Origin of the sequence: Bacteroides finegoldii DSM 17565, from assembly GCF_000156195.1 — a bacterium.
Lineage (GTDB): Bacteria > Bacteroidota > Bacteroidia > Bacteroidales > Bacteroidaceae > Bacteroides > Bacteroides finegoldii.
On the sequence record NZ_GG688325.1, the window covers coordinates 203,159 to 219,562 of the forward strand.

General features: G+C 43.8%; 15 protein-coding genes and 1 pseudogene. 14 read left to right on the plus strand and 2 right to left on the minus strand.

Annotated elements, in window-relative coordinates:
• Positions 1-8 precede the first annotated feature (8 nt).
• Entirely contained in the window at positions 9-302 is a 294-nt protein-coding gene (locus BACFIN_RS07885) for a helix-turn-helix domain-containing protein (RefSeq protein ID WP_008645715.1), read from the minus strand.
• Positions 303-512: 210 nt separating this feature from the next.
• Here BACFIN_RS07885 and BACFIN_RS07880 point away from each other — a divergent pair, with 210 nt between their 5' ends.
• From BACFIN_RS07880 to BACFIN_RS07850, 7 genes and pseudogenes are all read left to right on the plus strand, one after another.
• Positions 513-872: a helix-turn-helix domain-containing protein gene (locus BACFIN_RS07880; RefSeq protein WP_005830221.1), complete on the plus strand. Its 360-nt coding sequence runs from the start codon at positions 513-515 to the stop codon at positions 870-872.
• A 3-nt stretch (positions 873-875) separates the two neighbouring features.
• On the plus strand, positions 876-1,226 hold the full coding sequence (locus tag BACFIN_RS07875; protein WP_007754513.1) for a helix-turn-helix domain-containing protein: 351 nt from the start codon (positions 876-878) through the stop codon (positions 1,224-1,226).
• A 20-nt stretch (positions 1,227-1,246) separates the two neighbouring features.
• Positions 1,247-2,835: pseudogene (locus BACFIN_RS20850) on the plus strand (DUF4099 domain-containing protein).
• Between the two features lie 368 nt (positions 2,836-3,203).
• On the plus strand, positions 3,204-4,289 hold the full coding sequence (locus tag BACFIN_RS07865) for an IS110 family RNA-guided transposase (RefSeq protein ID WP_007754517.1): 1,086 nt from the start codon (positions 3,204-3,206) through the stop codon (positions 4,287-4,289).
• A gap of 401 nt (positions 4,290-4,690) precedes the next feature.
• On the plus strand, positions 4,691-5,920 hold the full coding sequence (locus BACFIN_RS07860; protein WP_028728963.1) for a site-specific integrase: 1,230 nt from the start codon (positions 4,691-4,693) through the stop codon (positions 5,918-5,920).
• The gene (locus tag BACFIN_RS07855; RefSeq protein ID WP_007754520.1) at positions 5,913-6,938 is read left to right on the plus strand and encodes a tyrosine-type recombinase/integrase; all 1,026 of its coding nucleotides are present in this window, start codon (positions 5,913-5,915) and stop codon (positions 6,936-6,938) included. Before BACFIN_RS07860 ends, BACFIN_RS07855 begins: the two co-directional genes overlap by 8 nt.
• The gene (locus BACFIN_RS07850) at positions 6,925-7,950 is read left to right on the plus strand and encodes a site-specific integrase (RefSeq protein ID WP_007754523.1); all 1,026 of its coding nucleotides are present in this window, start codon (positions 6,925-6,927) and stop codon (positions 7,948-7,950) included. Before BACFIN_RS07855 ends, BACFIN_RS07850 begins: the two co-directional genes overlap by 14 nt.
• 180 nt (positions 7,951-8,130) lie before the next feature.
• On the opposite strand, the gene BACFIN_RS07845 is transcribed toward BACFIN_RS07850, so the two are convergent.
• Positions 8,131-9,495 (minus strand): DUF3945 domain-containing protein, encoded by a 1,365-nt coding sequence (locus tag BACFIN_RS07845; protein ID WP_007754531.1) that lies wholly within the window; start codon positions 9,493-9,495, stop codon positions 8,131-8,133.
• Between the two features lie 218 nt (positions 9,496-9,713).
• Here BACFIN_RS07845 and BACFIN_RS07840 point away from each other — a divergent pair, with 218 nt between their 5' ends.
• The 7 genes from BACFIN_RS07840 (at position 9,714) to BACFIN_RS07810 (ending at position 15,735) form a co-directional block, all read left to right on the plus strand.
• A complete protein-coding gene (locus tag BACFIN_RS07840; RefSeq protein ID WP_007754541.1) occupies positions 9,714-10,325 on the plus strand; it encodes a TetR/AcrR family transcriptional regulator in 612 nt (203 codons plus the stop codon).
• A 109-nt stretch (positions 10,326-10,434) separates the two neighbouring features.
• Positions 10,435-11,541: a tyrosine-type recombinase/integrase gene (locus BACFIN_RS07835; RefSeq protein WP_007754543.1), complete on the plus strand. Its 1,107-nt coding sequence runs from the start codon at positions 10,435-10,437 to the stop codon at positions 11,539-11,541.
• 164 nt (positions 11,542-11,705) lie between these two features.
• Complete coding sequence (locus BACFIN_RS07830; RefSeq protein WP_005852165.1) at positions 11,706-12,926, plus strand: IS91 family transposase; 1,221 nt, start codon at positions 11,706-11,708, stop codon at positions 12,924-12,926.
• A gap of 51 nt (positions 12,927-12,977) precedes the next feature.
• Entirely contained in the window at positions 12,978-13,118 is a 141-nt protein-coding gene (locus BACFIN_RS23025; protein WP_157226781.1) for a hypothetical protein, read from the plus strand.
• 87 nt (positions 13,119-13,205) lie between these two features.
• The gene (locus tag BACFIN_RS07825) at positions 13,206-13,727 is read left to right on the plus strand and encodes a hypothetical protein (protein ID WP_032839689.1); all 522 of its coding nucleotides are present in this window, start codon (positions 13,206-13,208) and stop codon (positions 13,725-13,727) included.
• A gap of 67 nt (positions 13,728-13,794) precedes the next feature.
• Positions 13,795-14,490 carry an Imm43 family immunity protein gene (locus tag BACFIN_RS07820; RefSeq protein ID WP_005852188.1) on the plus strand — a complete coding sequence of 232 codons (696 nt, stop codon included), beginning with the start codon at positions 13,795-13,797 and terminating at the stop codon, positions 14,488-14,490.
• 549 nt (positions 14,491-15,039) lie between these two features.
• Positions 15,040-15,735, plus strand: coding sequence for an Imm43 family immunity protein (locus BACFIN_RS07810; RefSeq protein ID WP_007754559.1), 696 nt, complete (start codon positions 15,040-15,042; stop codon positions 15,733-15,735).
• Positions 15,736-16,404 lie beyond the last annotated feature (669 nt).

Consider the following 16,404-nt stretch of genomic DNA (forward strand, 5'->3'; position numbering starts at 1 on the left):
AAACAGAGTCATTTTCCATCGGGATAGATCGTGCCGATAAGCGGAATAAGCCGCCTGACCTCCTCCGGCCTGTAATAGAACCTGCGGTTCATCTGCGAGTAGCCGATAAGCCGCCTGTCACGCAATGACTGCAACGTGCGCGGGCTGATTCTCAACTGCCCGCAGACCTCCTCGCCCGTGAGCCACCTTTCCAGCCGCCCGCCGTCGCTTTTGCGCCTGAGGGCGGCGACTTTCTCCGAGAGGGCGTTGAATGACGCCAGCATCATCTCGAAGGTCTTTTTCTCGATAGATACGATTTCCATATACCAAAACATTTAATGATTTACCGCAAAGGTAACGCAGCCGCCTTGAATGCGTGCCGTTTTCCGCTATACGGCAGCTTGTTGCGCCGGTTGTCCGGGTTACGGAGTCACTTTCAAAGAAAATCTTACGTGAGTCACGTAATGAGTTGTTAAAGCCCCTTTTGTTTATTGCCGAATTTTGCCGCAGAGAAACAAAAGAAAGGACAAAATATGAAAGTGATAACGATTGAAAGTTCCGCCTTCACCGCCCTGACGGAACAGATAGCCGAGATAGCGGTCTATGTGCGTGCCGTTTCCGGTGAGAGGAAGGGAGAGTCTTCCGACATGCTGCTCACCACCCGCGAGGCGGCGCACCTGCTGAACGTGAGTACCCGTACCCTCCAACGTATGCGCAGCGAACAGCGCATCGGCTATATCGTGCTGCGCGGCAAATGCCGCTACCGCCGGTCGGAAATAGACCGCCTGCTCGCAGATTGCACCGTGGCAGAAGATGCAGCGACACTGACGGAACTGAAACGCAACCACACGCTGCGCACGGGCGGCGGCAAACCCAAAGGAAGGAGGACATAAGATATGGAACTGCTTACACGAAACAATTTTGAGGACTGGATGCAGAAGCTGATGGAACGGCTCGACCGTCAGGACGAGCTGCTGCTCTCCCTGCGACCGTCCGGCAAAGCCCCAAACCCGATGGAAAGTATCAGGATGTTCGACAACCAAGACCTCTGCATGCTGCTCCAGATAAGCAAGCGTAGCCTGCAGCGCTACCGCAGCATCGGTGCATTGCCGTACAAGACGCTCGGCAAAAAGACCTATTACAGCGAGGAGGACGTACTGACATTCCTCTCCGAACACGTAAAGGATTTCCGCAAGGAAGATATAGCCTTCTACAAGGCGCGTATCCATAATTTCTTTAATAAATAACCCATTAAAACATTTTTCAAATGGCAAAGAAAACAACAGAAAAAGACGTGCTGATAGTCCGCGACGAGAAGACGGGCGAGATTAGCGTGGTAGCCGGGCTTAACGCCGACGGCTCACCCAAGCGTACCCCCGCAAAGGCGGAGAACGCGCAGAGTTTCCTGCAATTCGACAGGCACGGAGACGTGCTGGACAACTTCTTTAAAAACTTCTTCCGGCAGTGCAAGGAACCCAGCCGCTTCGGTTTCTACCGTGTCGCGGCGGACCAAGCCGACAAGCTGCTGGAAGTTATCAAGGACTTGCTGAAAGACCCCGAGGGCAACAAGGAGATGCTTGCGCCCCACAAGGTGGACACCTCCGGCTACGAAAAGAAAGTACAGGAGGAGCAGTCCGCCGAAAAGCAGGAACAACCGGGACAGAAACAAGATGACGAACCTAAAAAACAGGAAGAAATGGAACAGAAAAACGAACAGAATCAGGAAAACCCGCAGCAGGCGCAGAGCAACCGGGGCTACCAACCCATCGACGAGAGCAAGATCAACTGGAAGGAGTTGGAGGAGAAATGGGGCGTGAAGCGCGACGACCTTGAAAAGTCGGGCGACCTTGACAGGATGCTCAACTACGGCAAGTCCGACTTGGTGAGGGTGTCGCCCAATTTCGGCGGAGAAGCTTTCGAGCTGGATGCCCGCCTCTCCTTCAAGAAGGACGGCGAGGGCAACGTCAGCCTTGTGCCGCACTTCATCCGCAAGGAGCAGAAACTCGACGAGTACAAGGAACACAAGTTCTCCGACGACGACCGGAAGAACCTGCGCGAAACGGGCAACCTCGGCAGGGTTGTGGACCTCGTGGACAGGGAAACGGGCGAGATCATCCCCTCGTTCGTCAGCATCGACCGCAAGACGAACGAAATCACGGATGTCCCGGCAAACAAGGTGCGCATACCGGAGCGCATCGGCAAGACGGAAATCACCAAGCAGGAGCAGGACATGCTGCGTGCCGGGCTGCCTGTGCGCGACAAACTCATCGAACGCAAGGACGGCAGGAAGTTCGTCACCACCCTGCAAGTGAACGTGGAGCAGCGCGGCGTGGAGTTCGTGCCGGGAACCGGCAGGTCGCCACGTGCCGCACAAGCACAGGAAGCCAAGAACAACCCCGCACAGGGACAGGCGCAGGGTACGGAAAATACAGCCAACACGAACAAGGAGCAACGCCGCAACACGTGGACGAACGCCGACGGCAGCATCCGCCCCATCAGCAAATGGAGCGGCGTGGACTTCACCGAGCAGCAGAAAGCCGACTACGTGGCTGGCAAAGCCGTGAAACTGGAGAACGTGACCGACAAGCAGGGCTTCCACGCCACGATGTACATCAGGTTCAACCCGGAGAAGGGACGCCCGTACCGCTACGACACCAACCCCGACAACGCGCAGAAGATCGCGCCTTCCAACGAGAGCCGCACGCAGGTGGCGGTGAACAGCGAGGGCAAGACCAACGAGGCTACCAAGAACCTGAAGGAGCCGTTGCGGAAGGGACAGACCGCCCGAAGGACACCGCACAGCAACAGCAGCAGGAGAAGCCGCAAAAGAAAAACAATAAGGGCATGAAGATGTAATCCGGTGTCCGCCACTAAATCCGAAGTAACATTTGTAAAATTCAAAACGACAGAAAAATATGAAGACAATCATTGCAGAAAAATTATCACGAGTTATGATAACTTTTCTTATCACAAGTAAATTATTATCCAAAGCTATAAGCTAATACACCAAATAACTGACAGATAATCAATCAAACTCGTGATAATAATGTTCTGATAATAATATGCTATATTGTGGAGAGAGTAATGTTGCTCCCTCCAAATATAGTTCCTATGTTTAAAATCGGAAGTGACGGATAACACAAGATAGCACTAAAAAAGCTATACCATTATAGTTAACTTTGTATATAAGAGAAAAACAATCTTAACCAATAACGATATAGCTTATGAAGTGTGTACAAAGTAACAAATTAGATTTTAGTGGACAAAATATTTACGTAGGAATTGATGTCCACTTGAAAAGTTGGTCGGTTGCAATTTTGTCAGATTACAGTGTTCTGAAGCGATTCAGCCAAAGTCCCGAACCGGAAGCGTTACACAAGTATCTTGTCAGCAATTATCCGGGAGCCAATTACTTCTCTGTTTATGAAGCCGGCTTCTGCGGCTTTTGGATACACGAGAGACTGACAGATTTGGGCATAACCAACATAGTAGTCAATCCTGCCGATGTACCGACTATGAGTAAGGAAAAACTTCGTAAGACAGATGCTGTTGACTGTAACAAGCTTGCCCGTGAATTACGTTCCGGTTCATTGGTTGGAATATACGTTCCCGGAGTGGAAACTCTGGAACTTCGTTCTTTGATAAGGATGAGAAACCTGATAGTAAAAGACAGCACCCGTGCGAAGAACCGCATCAAGTCTCTTCTTCGTTTTCATGGCGTAGAGATACCGGAAGAGTTTACCCGCTGCTCCATTGGCTGTTGGTCCAAACGCTTCCTTTCCTGGTTACAGGCTCTTGAATTGTCTACAGAATATGGCAAGAAGACACTTGAACTTCATCTTGAGCAGTTCATCCGTCTTCGTAAGATGCTTCTGCAGGAGACACGTGCCATCCGTGAGATTTCACGTAAAGCTCCTTTTGAGAAGCCGATACACCTTCTGACTTCTGTTCCCGGAATAGGTGTTACTACAGCTGCTACCCTGATGGTTGAGCTTGATGATATAGTGCGTTTTAAGAATGCTGACCATCTGGCTTCTTTCATCGGTCTGATACCCATGTGTCATTCGAGCGGTGAAAGTAACGGCACAGGAGATATAACGGTACGTCGCCATTTTATGCTTCGATGCCTTTTGGTGGAAGCCGCATGGATTGCAATCCGTAAGGATCCTGCAATGACCGTAGCCTATACGGAATACCGCAAACGTATGAATCCCCAAAAGTCAATCATAAAGATTGCCAGACGGCTTGTAAACAGAATATATTATGTACTCAAACATGAAAAGGAATATGTACCGTGTGTTGTCCAATGATACAGAATCCTATAAGGTAAAACAGCTTTCTTTTGAGGGAAATGCTATCATAATTATGCGGCTTTGAAGTCCGCTCAAAATAGTTTGTAACCCTCATTAATGGTTTGACTGATAAAGGAACTTGCAGCCCCTTATGCGGTGTCTGCTGTGGAAAGTTTGTTTTACCATAGGATTATGGTTAGGTTTTCTTAGCCATATCAGACGATATCAGTAATACAAAAAGAGAGGCGTGTGACCGCCTCCCAAAGTAGCATTACTGCGTAACGTCAGGATGCTTATTGCTGGTAGGTTGCTCCTCAGCAGAGCCTACTTCCTCTTAACATCCTGATACAAAGGTATAAAACTAAAGTTAATTATTAATGAATTATCCAACTTTGTTTGGATTTTAAATGGAAAGTATTATGGACAATAAAAATCATTTTGAATCCAAAGTTTCGGATTTTTTAGAAGCGTTGCGTAAAGCCGGATATTCAGAATCGACTATCCGACAGTATAAAAAGACCTGTCGTCTTTTTATCGTTTACATGGATATAAACTACATACAAGACTGTAATGTAGAATCCATCGATTTGTTTTTAAAGACTATGCCACAAGAAAAAACGCGGTTGATACATGGAACCAATTATCGATTACTGCTATTCGTTAATTATCTTACGGATAGAACTATCCAAAAACCAGTTGTAAGATACGTTATACGCAAATTCTCAGGAGAAATAGGAGGCATTATGACAAAATACCTTCATCTCTTGGAAGAACAAAGACTATCTCCTAAAACGATAGATGGCTACGAACATGTGTTCAGCTATTTTCTCAGGCATTTGTCTTTGAGGAATGTATCCCGCATCTCAGATATAGGTGAGGATGATGTGCTAACTTTTATATCTTCCAGCCAAAACAGTAAACAAAGAGTATTGGCAACGATGCGTGCATTTTGTCGTTACCTGTACGAACAAAAGCTTATCAATAAGAATATTGATTATGTGATAGGAAGAAACCGTTATATTGTAAAAGAAAAACTACCGTCGACATACACTTGTGAAGAAGTCTTGCAAATAGAATCTTCGGTAAATCAATCCACTCCTGTAGGAAAACGAGATTACGCCATGCTCCTATTAGCAACACGGTTAGGACTACGTTCCTCCGATATTGCCGGATTACAATTCAGTAATTTAGACTGGGATAGAAACATTATCCGCCTGATACAGTACAAGACTAAACGTGAAATAGAATTGCCACTCTTAAAGGATGTAGGAGAAGCTATCATCAATTATGTGAAATATGGCAGACCGAGTTCTTCTTCCAAACAGATATTCCTATCCTCTTTAGCCCCATATAATCCTGTGAATGGGGCGGTGGTTTCCTTGTCGGTCAGAAAGATTATCTGCCATTCAAGAATAGATACAAGGGATAGAAAAAAAGGTCCTCACGCTATGAGACATACTTTAGCCAGCCAGCTATTGCGTAATGGCATATCACTGCCCGTCATTTCTGAGACATTGGGACACAAAACTACACAAACGACAATGGGCTATCTTCGGATAGACATTGATGGTTTGATGAAATGTGTCCTTGAAGTCCCGGATGTCCCATCCGATTTCTACACACAGAAAGGAGGTTTGTTCTATGTCTGAACAATTCATATATCAAAGCGTGTTCGCACCTTATTTTAAGGATTTTCTTGCGATGAAAGAAAATCAGGTTTCCGACATTGGACGGATAAAGTGGATGCTCTTGGAGTTTGACAAGTTCTTTGTTAATAGCAACATCAGGGATGTGTTCATAACTAAAAGCATGATTGATACATGGAAGTGCACCCGCATACATGATAAAAAGAAAACCCTCTATGACAAGGTGTCCATGTTCCGACAGTTTTGCCTATACTTATGCCACATAGGAAAAGAATGCTATATACCCAAGTTACCAAAGAAGGAATATTCGGATTTTACTCCTTATGTGTTTACCCGTGGACAGATGCAGGACATCTTTGAAGCTTGCGACAAGCAAAGGATGCATAGTCATAATATATATTGTAATCTTTTTGCATTACCTGCTTTATATAGAATCTTATATGCTACAGGGATTAGAATCGGGGAAGCCATATCCATTAGGAATCGGGATGTTGATTTGAGAAGGAATTGCATCATTATTCGGAAGACAAAGAACAAGATGGAAAGGCTTATTCCTTTAAGCGACTCCCTGTCCAAGGTTCTACAACAGTATTTGGAATATCGCAACAAGATGCCCTTGCCAGACGTTGATGCCCCGGACAAGTTCTTGTTAATATCCCCATCAGGACGACCGTTATCTTCTTGTACTGTTTTGGGCGGTTTCAAGAAAGTGTTGGAAAAATGCAATATACCTTGTTCGAGCAACCGTTCCGGAGGAGCCTGCATACATAGTCTCAGACATACTTTTGCCGTCCATTCCCTTGCAAAGATGGTGCAAGAAGGAATGGACATATATTGTGCGCTTCCTCTTTTGTCGGTCTTCTTGGGGCATAAGACGTTGAAAGGGACTGAAACCTACGTGCGCCTGACACAAGATATGTTTCCCGATATTCTATTGAAACAAAATACGATAACACGGTTTGTGTACCCTCAAACAAACATAATAACTAATTTAAATGTAGATACTTATGAAAACGACTGACTTTGCGAAGCATTTAACGGCTTTTTTCACAGAGTACCTTATCGGAGAAAGAGGCGTAAGCCCTAATACCATACGGTCATACAGCGAATCATTTAGCTTGCTGTTAAACTTTCTGGACGAACAGGTAAACATAAAGGCTGATAATCTTAGATTGGAACATATTACCAGAAAAACGGTTTTAAACTTCCTTGATTGGTTACAAGACACGAAAAAATCGAGTAACGCGACTAGAAATCAAAGATTGGCGGCATTACGTTCTTTTTGTACATATATGCAATATGAGGATGTAAAGCGTCTGGAACAATGGCAAGAGATATTATCCATCAAGGTAAAAACACATGAAAAAAGAAGTGTCAATTATCTCAGCATAGATGGCATTAAGCTTTTATTGGCACAAATACCAATCAACACGAAAAAAGGACGACGGGATTTAGCTTTGATATCCCTGCTCTATGATAGTGGAGCCAGAGTACAAGAATTAATAGACTTGACACCCGCATCTTTGAAATTGGAAAAGCCTTGTCATGTCACCTTATTTGGTAAAGGACGCAAAAAAAGAATTGTCCCTTTACAAGACGAACAAGTGAATTTATTACGCAGTTATATGGAAGAGAATCGTTTAGACCTGTCCGGTTTTAATCAAAGACCTCTTTTCTTTAACAGTTGTGGCAGAAAGCTAACAAACTCTGGCATATCTTATATCTTGAATAATTATATTAATCACGCCCGAATACAAGATCCGGAACTTATACCGGAAAAAATAAGCCCGCATACTTTACGACACAGTAAAGCTATGCACTTGTTACAAGCTGGTGTAAATTTGGTCTATATTCGTGATATTTTAGGACATGTATCTATACAAACTACTGAAATATATGCTCGGGCTGATTCTAAACAAAAAAGAGAGGCTTTGGAATCAGCTTATGTTAATATGATACCAAACGATATAACAGAACGTTCATGGGAAAAAGACCAGGAACTTAAGATATGGCTAAGGAATCTATCTAAATGAAGATGATTATTATCCAAAGCTGTAATATAAAGTAATGTGTTTAAATAGCTGATATACAGACAGACAAAAATAAAGGCTTTGGATAATAATTTACTTGTGATAAGAAAAGTTATCACGAGTTATGATAACTTTTCTGCAATGATAACTTTCATATAATTATTGTATTATTCATGTGAATGATCAGATGGATACCCCTTTCTTATCGGCTTTCTGTACCGGGCGATTCCGGCTGACGGCGTTTGCCGGCTTCGTTCCGTCCTGACGGACGGCCGCCTGCTGCGACTGTTCCTGTTTCTTGCTCTTGTCCGGGTTCCATTTGAAGAAATCGAACTTCGCCCGCTCGTGGTTGACACGGACGAAAGCACTGAACAGGTTCCCCTCGTTGTCGGTCATGTCCTTGATGTAGGTCGCCTTGCCCTGTGCCAGTGATGCCTGCTGTTCTTCGGTAAGGTCTTTCCCCTTCAGCCGTGCGGGGATTACCAGCCCACGCTCCTGCTGCCGGTTCTGTTCCTGTTCCTGAGCTGCGGTCTGCTCCTGCCGGCGGGCGATTCCCTTGAAGTCATAGTCGAATCCGCCCTTGCACGCATTGAACTGCAAACGTGCATCATAATGACGCTGCTTTTTCTCCGACCACATGTTTTCGACAAGGACGGACTCGCCGTTTGCGATGCGTTTTCTCTGTTCGTCGGTCAACGCCGTGCCGTTCACCTCTGCGGGAATGGTTATCCCGCTGACCGGTATGTGATGGAGCCGGTTGGTCTTGGGATTGAGCGATACCAGACACGGCTCACGCACGCCTCCGGCCAGTTCGAGTTCCACCACGCAACCCGCATTGCCTTTTTCCAGCAGGTTCTGTTTCACTTCGGGAGTGAACTCCACGTTGAAATACGGCGTGTCCAGTTCCGGATAACGCTTGCAACATTCGATCTCGTTCCGGAGCGTACCGTCGGGATTCTCCGCCAGACGGATGCAGGCGGGAGTTTCAAACTCTATTCCCTCGATAACGGTTTTCAGGGTGAGTACGGCGGATTCGTTGCCGTTGAGCAACCGTCTGAGGCCCGGTTCTCCTAACGTTTCGGGTGTTACCCCCATGCGCTCAAGCTGCTGCCAGTCCACCTGTTCCATGCTCCAGCGGGTGGATTGCTCCGTTCCGCCCCCGCCGGACTGCTGTTGTGCCTGCTGCCGGCTCTGTACGTACTGTTCCGTGTCAAGACGGTATTCGTCCAGCAAGGCAGAATTACTTTCGGGCTGCTTGAACAGGCCGACAAGCTCCTTGGCGGAGGCAAGCAAGTCCGCCGGAAGGTGATAGAAGCGGAAGTCGGACGGCCGCTCGAACTGTCGTTTCATGTTGAGGAAGAACGTTTCGAGTATAGACACGTTGCGGTCTATCCGCATGAACTGATCCGAAGGCTTTGCCCCTGCCAACGGTCTGGTCTTGAGTCCCCCTTCGGGTTCGATGTCCTCCACCACGTGCGGGGTGTTGCCTTCGGCGGCGTTGGTCACCACCAATACCTCGTCTTTCAGATCTTTCAGTTTTTTGTCCATAAAGTGAATGAGTTTAATTGTGATACAATCAAGTTAATTGCGGCACGAAAGTAGAGGTAAGAGGCTATGGCGCAAAGGGAAAGGAGGGAATGGGGAACGAGTGGCTACGGGATGGCATGAAGTGGCCTGCCGGCAAGAAAGAATGACGTTCCGATACAAAAACTTCAAAATAAAAAGCGTACCTTCGCAACAAGAAACATAAAAAAGGACAATCCGATATGATTACCAACCGGGAAGAAGTGATAGACAAGGCATTCAAGGTGTTTTTGAGGATGAATTACGAGAAAGCGAGTATCAGCACGCTGGCAAAAGCCTGCGGGGTGGTAAAGACAGGGGTGGTATATTATTTTCCCCACAAACTCGATCTGTTCATGGCGGTAGCGGACAAGTATGCCATACAGATGCAGACACCGGCCAACAAGTTTGCCGGGCCGACGGAAACGCTGGCAGGATTTATAGAGCAGTATGTGGCAGGAGTGAGTACGGCCATGAACCGTATCATCAAACAGGTGCGATGCTGTGCGGACGACAATGAATGCTGTCCCAACTTCTACTATTTCCATTTTCTTTCCCAAGTGAGGATGTATTATCCCGGAGCCCGTGAGAAAATGGAAGAAATATTCCGCAAGGAACACGAGTTATGGAGGACAGTCATACAGAAGGCAAAGGATAGCGGTGAAATAAAGCAAGATACGGATGTGAAAAAGACCGCTCCGCTGTTCCGTCAAGTGTTTCTGGGCATGTCCTACGAGCAATCGTTCCTGAACGGTCTGGACGTAGAAGAATTGAAGGAGAAGTTCGATTGTCTGTACTCGCTCCTGAAAGCCTGACTCCTTTTTTAGCAATATTTAAAAGACTCCGATAAAAATATTTTCTGAACAACCGTTCAGATTTCAATACTTTGCTTTATCTTTGAGGCATGAAGCAACAGCCAGAGATATGGACAAGGTACAGAAGCAACGGTCAAACATCGTCCTGTACAGGGAAAAAAAGGACGGTGAACAGTACATACGGATAGAGTATGCAGGCGATCCGGCAATAGCCCTACTGCTCGCCCAAGATACGGACGTGGAAAAGACGGACAACGGTTCCGCCTACATGACGGCTGCCGCCTTTAAACTGCCGGATTTCTACGACCGCTATTCTCCCCACGCTTACATAGATTACAGCCGGGTGTACGTACGGCATCCCAAACCACAGCGGACATACGTATTGCCGGAAGGCTATCTGGAACTGCTGGAACAGAAGCGGTACAGTCCCTCGACCGTGAAAACCTACCGTGCCTATTTCAGCGACTTCATGGAATACCACAAGGGACGGAGCATCGACCGCCTGAAAGTGGCGGACATCAACAAGTATATCCTCTATCTCGTAAACGAGAAGAAAATCTCCGTTTCGCAGCAGAACATGCGCATCAACGCAATCAAGTTCTATTACGAGCAGGTGAAAGGCGGCAAACGGCAATATTACGGCGGCATCACACGGGCCAAAGAGTACAAGACGTTACCCGAAGTGCTGAGCCGGGACGAGGTCAAACGCATCCTCTCCTGTCTGACGAACCAGAAACATCACTGCATGATTTCCCTGATCTATTCCGCCGGTCTGAGAAGGAGCGAACTGCTGAACCTCACCCCACAGGACATTGTCAGTGAACGGATGCTGGTACGCATCATGGGCAAGGGTAAGAAATGCCGTTACTCGCTGTTGTCGGAAAAGGTGCTGCACGAGCTTCGGGAATATTTCAAGGAATACCGTCCGAAGAAATGGCTGTTCGAGGGCGATACTCCCGGCGAGCAATACTCGGCAAGCGCACTGGTGAAAGTGCTGAAAGAAGCCGCACAGCGTGCCGGCATCAAGCATCGTGTACACGTACATATGCTGCGTCATTCCTTTGCCACTCATCTACTGGAGCAAGGGACAGACCTTAGAACCATACAGGAATTGCTGGGACACAATGATATAAAGACGACGAGCATTTATCTTCATGTGACGAGTGCCCATAAGTCGAGCATACCCAATCCGCTTGATTCGCTGGATGATTCGTAGGGTACAGCTATTAGAGATTAGGAAACACACCTGTCGAGTGTCGGTTATCAAAATGAAAGATACCAAACGAGTGTTTTTACAAATAACATTCAAGGCAATTAAAACAACTATAAATCAGTGACTTATAAGGATTTAACAAAGATAAAGGAAATAACGACACGAGCATGACAGATTTGTTAAACGACATATACGCAGACGGTTGCAAAGCGAAAAAGTACCGTTTATCCGACTTCTTCAATCGGTGGTGGGACGAGTACGCACAGCACCCGGCGGAGTACATCACCCCCGAACAGTACAAGGCGGTGAACGCTATCCGTGTGTGCCGTACAGCCGCTTTGGGAATAGACACGTATGCCTGCCCCGATTGTGGCGAAGTACGGGAAATCAGTCATAGCTGCAAGAACCGTTTCTGCCCGTCATGTGGCTGGCGTGACACGTTGAAATGGGCGGCACGCATGAAAGACAAGTTGCTGCGAGTGCCACACCGCCATGTGGTTATGACCTTGCCGCATATATTACTGGACTTGGTGAAGCGTAACAAAAAAGAAATATTGAATATCCTGATGCGCACATCGGCTGAAACCGTTAAGGACTGGATGCAGCACAAGTTCGGCTTGAAAACCGGGGTGATTGCCGTACTGCATACCTACGGGGAAACGAAACAACTCCATGTACACACGCACATGATTATGTCGTGGGGCGGTATTGACAGCAACGGAAAGATTGTCATTCCCGAACGTGATTATGTACATATCCCCTCAATCCGTAAGGTGTTCCGTTACAAGTTTGAAAATGCGCTGATAGGGTTGTTCGACACGGGTAGGCTGGAGCATAACTTCCATGACCGCATGGAGTTTATGGGCTTCATCAAAAAAGTGGCGAACAAAAAGGACTGGATTGTACATTTGGAGCAGCCTATACAGATGCCGGAGCAGGTGATACAGTATGTGGGCAGGTATTCCAAGCGGGCGTGCCTGAGTGAATACAAGATTACGGCAATGGACGGTGAGAACATTTCATTCCGTTACCGTGATTACAGGAACTCGCCCGACAGGAGAAACCCGGTTGAAAAGGAACTGACACTGCATTACCGGGAGTTCTTCCCCCGGTTGCTGCAACACGTTCCACTGCGCTATTTCCGCATCGTGAGGTACTACGGCTTCTATTCCAACAAAGGCAACCTGCCGGAAGAATACTTCGGACGGGATGAAAGCGAAATAAAGGAAGCCGAGTTGCAACAGGCAGAAAGTGAATACGAGAACCCGTATTTCTGCGAGCATTGCGGACGGATGAGAGTTTACAGCCACACTACGGTAATGAGTGGTGACATCACATATACGGTTGTACTGGAGCATTGCGACATACACCGGAAAAAAGCGGCATGACAGCAACATGGGATAGCTATGCCTTGCCGTGAACAAAAACAGAAAAATCCCATGAAACGAAAGAAAGGAGAACTGAAAATGAGTGAAATACGGATAAGAGCAGTAATAAAACGAACGGGGTGCAGGCATGAACTTCACACCTCTTTCTGCCGGAAACAGCAGTCTAAAATTGAAGTTCTATATAATATGTAATAGTGTGTGGTGGGTAAAACTGCCTTGAACAAGGAAATGAAGCACCTAAACGGTGCATATTTCCGAACCATTAATAGTAACATGAATATGACAAAAATAGAATTGAATCCCTTAAAGGGAATACATATCGCACAAGTTGGAACAATAGAATTTGGAATGACTGCCAACGAAGTGAAAGAGATATTAGGACAGCCTGAGCAAGAAGATGATTCCCAATTGTACTATTGTTCTGAAGAGCTTCGTTTGGATTTCAATTCTCAAAAATGTTTGGAGTTTATTGAAATTATATCAGGTCCATATCCAAAAGCCATAGAGCCAATATTATATGATGTCAATCCTTTTGTGTTATTGGCAAATGAGTTGGTGGATTTACTGACACAAAAGAATGGATATGATATTGACTATTCAGAAGTTCCTGTATGTTATGCTTTCAGAAGTATTTCTGTTGGCATATTCCGAGAGTTTTCAGAAGAAACAACGCAACAAAGCATAAAGGAAGCTAAGGAAAACGGAGTATATGAAGATGAAAAGTTATGGCTTTTAAATGATTTGGAGAAAAGCAAACATTTTTGGACTATTGGCATAGGAATGAAAGGCTATTATGAGTAATTTACTATTAACGAGCCAAGTTAACTGCTAAACGCAGCTCCTTGTCAAACCATTAACGATAATATTTATGAAAACAGAAGAACTTTATATTTGGCGATATGGGATAGATAAACTGCCTAAAGGATTATTGGAGTATGGCAAATCTGATGTTTGTGATATCTACGACGAAAGTAAAAGGCAGAAATATCAGAATCTCGGGCAATGGATGTGGCAAAATAATGACGGATGGCGCGAGAATTTACCTCCCGTCTTATACCTTGTATGCAACAAGAAACCGGGAATCCTGCAATTTGATTTTCTTGATAAAAGCAGTATAGAACTCAAAATCGTATCGGAAGAGTTTTTGTCTTTACTTCAAGAAAATGGCTTTATCGATAAATATGATATTGCAACTGTCAAGGTAGTAAACAAGAAAAACGAATCTCTAACGGATAAGAAATACTATGCTCTACGTATAAATCATTTTGACAACGATTCTTTTCATTTCGGAAAAGGCATAACATATCAGAGTGACTTTCAGAAAAAACTAGGTACTTGTTTTACAGTATATCCTGATATGAAACTGAAAGACATTTCAATCAAACAGAATTTCTTTGTTTTGAATAGTATAGAATATAGAGATGGTATAATATTCCGAGAAAGAATTTTGGATAAAGTATTGAATCTGTATAAACCTGAAATTTACAAATTATCAGACTACTCCAAACTATGGATAGATAAAGGCTTTTATCCATATGGAAATGAATTTATGATTGTGAAATAAAATCGTTAACAAGGTCGAGATAACAGCTGAACGCTGTTCCTCACCAAACCATTAATATTAAAGAGAAAAAATAATGAATTGGTATAAGTATTGGTATTTTACAATTTATTTTATTTATGACCATTTCAGTAAAAACACTGAAGATAACAAAATATATTCTATTGGACTTTTTTCCTTGATTATATATATGTTATTTGCGATATTGGGATGTTTAGTAAATAGTTTAATTGATTTTGATTTCATTAAATATATTGCACATCCTTACTCTCATTTGATATTCATTTTGATTATCTATCTTATCAATTCTTTTCTTTTTGACAAGGAAACAAATGCAAGAGCAGAACGAATGGTCTATAAAGGAATTAGAACACAAAAGAGAAATATATACTTTATCTTGTTGACCATTGGAGTTATTATTGCGTTTTGCTTCAATCTCATATTTTTAAAGAAATATTTTTTCTTTATATAATAACATAATATTAACAAGGTCGAGCCAACAGCTGAACGCTGTTCCTCACCAAACCATTAACGATAATAAATTCAGCAATTATGAATACAGAAGAACTCTATATTTGGAACTATGGAATTGATAAACTGCCTAAAGGATTATTGGAGTTTGGTAGATCTGATGTCTGTGATACTTACGATGAAAGCAAAAGGCAGAAGTTTCAAAACCACGGGCAATGGATGTGGAAAAACAAGGATGGATGGAGAGAAAATTTACCTTCCGTCTTATACCTCGTATGCAACAAGAAACCGGGAATTCTGCAATTTGATTTTCTTGATAAATACAGTATAAAACTCAAAATTGTATCGGAAGAGTTTTTGTCTTTACTTCAAGAAAATGGGTTCGTTGATAAATATGATATTGCAACCGTCAAGGTAGTAAACAAGAAAAATGAATTGCTAACAGATAAGAAATACTATGCTTTACGTATAAATCATTTTGATAATGATTCTTTTCATTTCGGGAAAGGCATAACATATCAGAGTGACTTACAGAAAGAACGAGGTACTTGTTTTACAGTATATCCTGATATGAAACTGAAAGATAGTTCAATCAAACAGAATTTCTTCGTTTTAGATAGCATAGAATATGGAGATGGAATAATATTCCGAAAGAGAGTTTTGGATAAGGTGTTGCATTTGTATAGACCTGAAATTTACAAATTGTCAGACTACTCCAAAATATGGAATAACAGAGGCAATTATCTATATGGGAATGAACTAATGATTGTGAAATAAAATCGTTAACAAGGTCGAGATAACAGCATAATGCTGTTCCTCACCAAACCATTAATGGTAATTAAGTATGATAGATTATTTATTTTTCAAATTTTATAGGCTATGGAAATACAGTTCTTATTCCGAAATAGCGGTTTATGCAGCTTTGTTAATTCTCGCTGTATTTCTGAATTGTAATATTCACACAATATGGGGAGTATTGGAACAATATAAAATATTGCCTTATCCAACGCGAACAATGTATAATGTGTCTTTAGGGCTGATATTCATTCTTTTATGTATTCGTTTCTGCTGGAAAAGAAGGTATAAAGCTGTCATAGAGAAGTTTAATGAAAAGCCTAATAAGAATAATCTATTGATACTTATATTATACATTTTCCTTTCGTTGCTTCTCTTTGTTTTAGAGGCTTTTTATAGTAAAGGGAAAATATAAATATACCATTAACAACGCAGGATAACGGACAAGCCGTTCCCTGCTGAACCATTACCAATAATATAGAACAGATATGGAAACAGAACTAAAAGAAACTATACAGAATTTATTGCTTCAATTCATGCAGAATATGCACGAGTGGGAAGTAATGTGTAGTGATATTGCAAAGCAGAGTAAACTTTCATTTGAAGAACAGTTTAACAAGCAAAAAGAATTGGTATCAAAAATCTTTTTGA

What these genes read in the sequence shown, in the direction of transcription:
- BACFIN_RS07810 (WP_007754559.1), top strand. Translation starts at nt 15,040, where the DNA reads ATGAATACAGAAGAACTCTATATTTGGAACTATGGAATTGATAAACTG.
- BACFIN_RS07820 (WP_005852188.1), top strand. Translation starts at nt 13,795, where the DNA reads ATGAAAACAGAAGAACTTTATATTTGGCGATATGGGATAGATAAACTG.
- BACFIN_RS07885 (WP_008645715.1), bottom strand. Translation starts at nt 302, where the DNA reads ATGGAAATCGTATCTATCGAGAAAAAGACCTTCGAGATGATGCTGGCG.
- BACFIN_RS07840 (WP_007754541.1), top strand. Translation starts at nt 9,714, where the DNA reads ATGATTACCAACCGGGAAGAAGTGATAGACAAGGCATTCAAGGTGTTT.
- BACFIN_RS07860 (WP_028728963.1), top strand. Translation starts at nt 4,691, where the DNA reads ATGGACAATAAAAATCATTTTGAATCCAAAGTTTCGGATTTTTTAGAA.
- BACFIN_RS23025 (WP_157226781.1), top strand. Translation starts at nt 12,978, where the DNA reads ATGAAACGAAAGAAAGGAGAACTGAAAATGAGTGAAATACGGATAAGA.
- BACFIN_RS07825 (WP_032839689.1), top strand. Translation starts at nt 13,206, where the DNA reads ATGACAAAAATAGAATTGAATCCCTTAAAGGGAATACATATCGCACAA.
- BACFIN_RS07830 (WP_005852165.1), top strand. Translation starts at nt 11,706, where the DNA reads ATGACAGATTTGTTAAACGACATATACGCAGACGGTTGCAAAGCGAAA.
- BACFIN_RS07880 (WP_005830221.1), top strand. Translation starts at nt 513, where the DNA reads ATGAAAGTGATAACGATTGAAAGTTCCGCCTTCACCGCCCTGACGGAA.
- BACFIN_RS07855 (WP_007754520.1), top strand. Translation starts at nt 5,913, where the DNA reads ATGTCTGAACAATTCATATATCAAAGCGTGTTCGCACCTTATTTTAAG.
- BACFIN_RS07850 (WP_007754523.1), top strand. Translation starts at nt 6,925, where the DNA reads ATGAAAACGACTGACTTTGCGAAGCATTTAACGGCTTTTTTCACAGAG.
- BACFIN_RS07845 (WP_007754531.1), bottom strand. Translation starts at nt 9,495, where the DNA reads ATGGACAAAAAACTGAAAGATCTGAAAGACGAGGTATTGGTGGTGACC.
- BACFIN_RS07875 (WP_007754513.1), top strand. Translation starts at nt 876, where the DNA reads ATGGAACTGCTTACACGAAACAATTTTGAGGACTGGATGCAGAAGCTG.
- BACFIN_RS07835 (WP_007754543.1), top strand. Translation starts at nt 10,435, where the DNA reads ATGGACAAGGTACAGAAGCAACGGTCAAACATCGTCCTGTACAGGGAA.
- BACFIN_RS07865 (WP_007754517.1), top strand. Translation starts at nt 3,204, where the DNA reads ATGAAGTGTGTACAAAGTAACAAATTAGATTTTAGTGGACAAAATATT.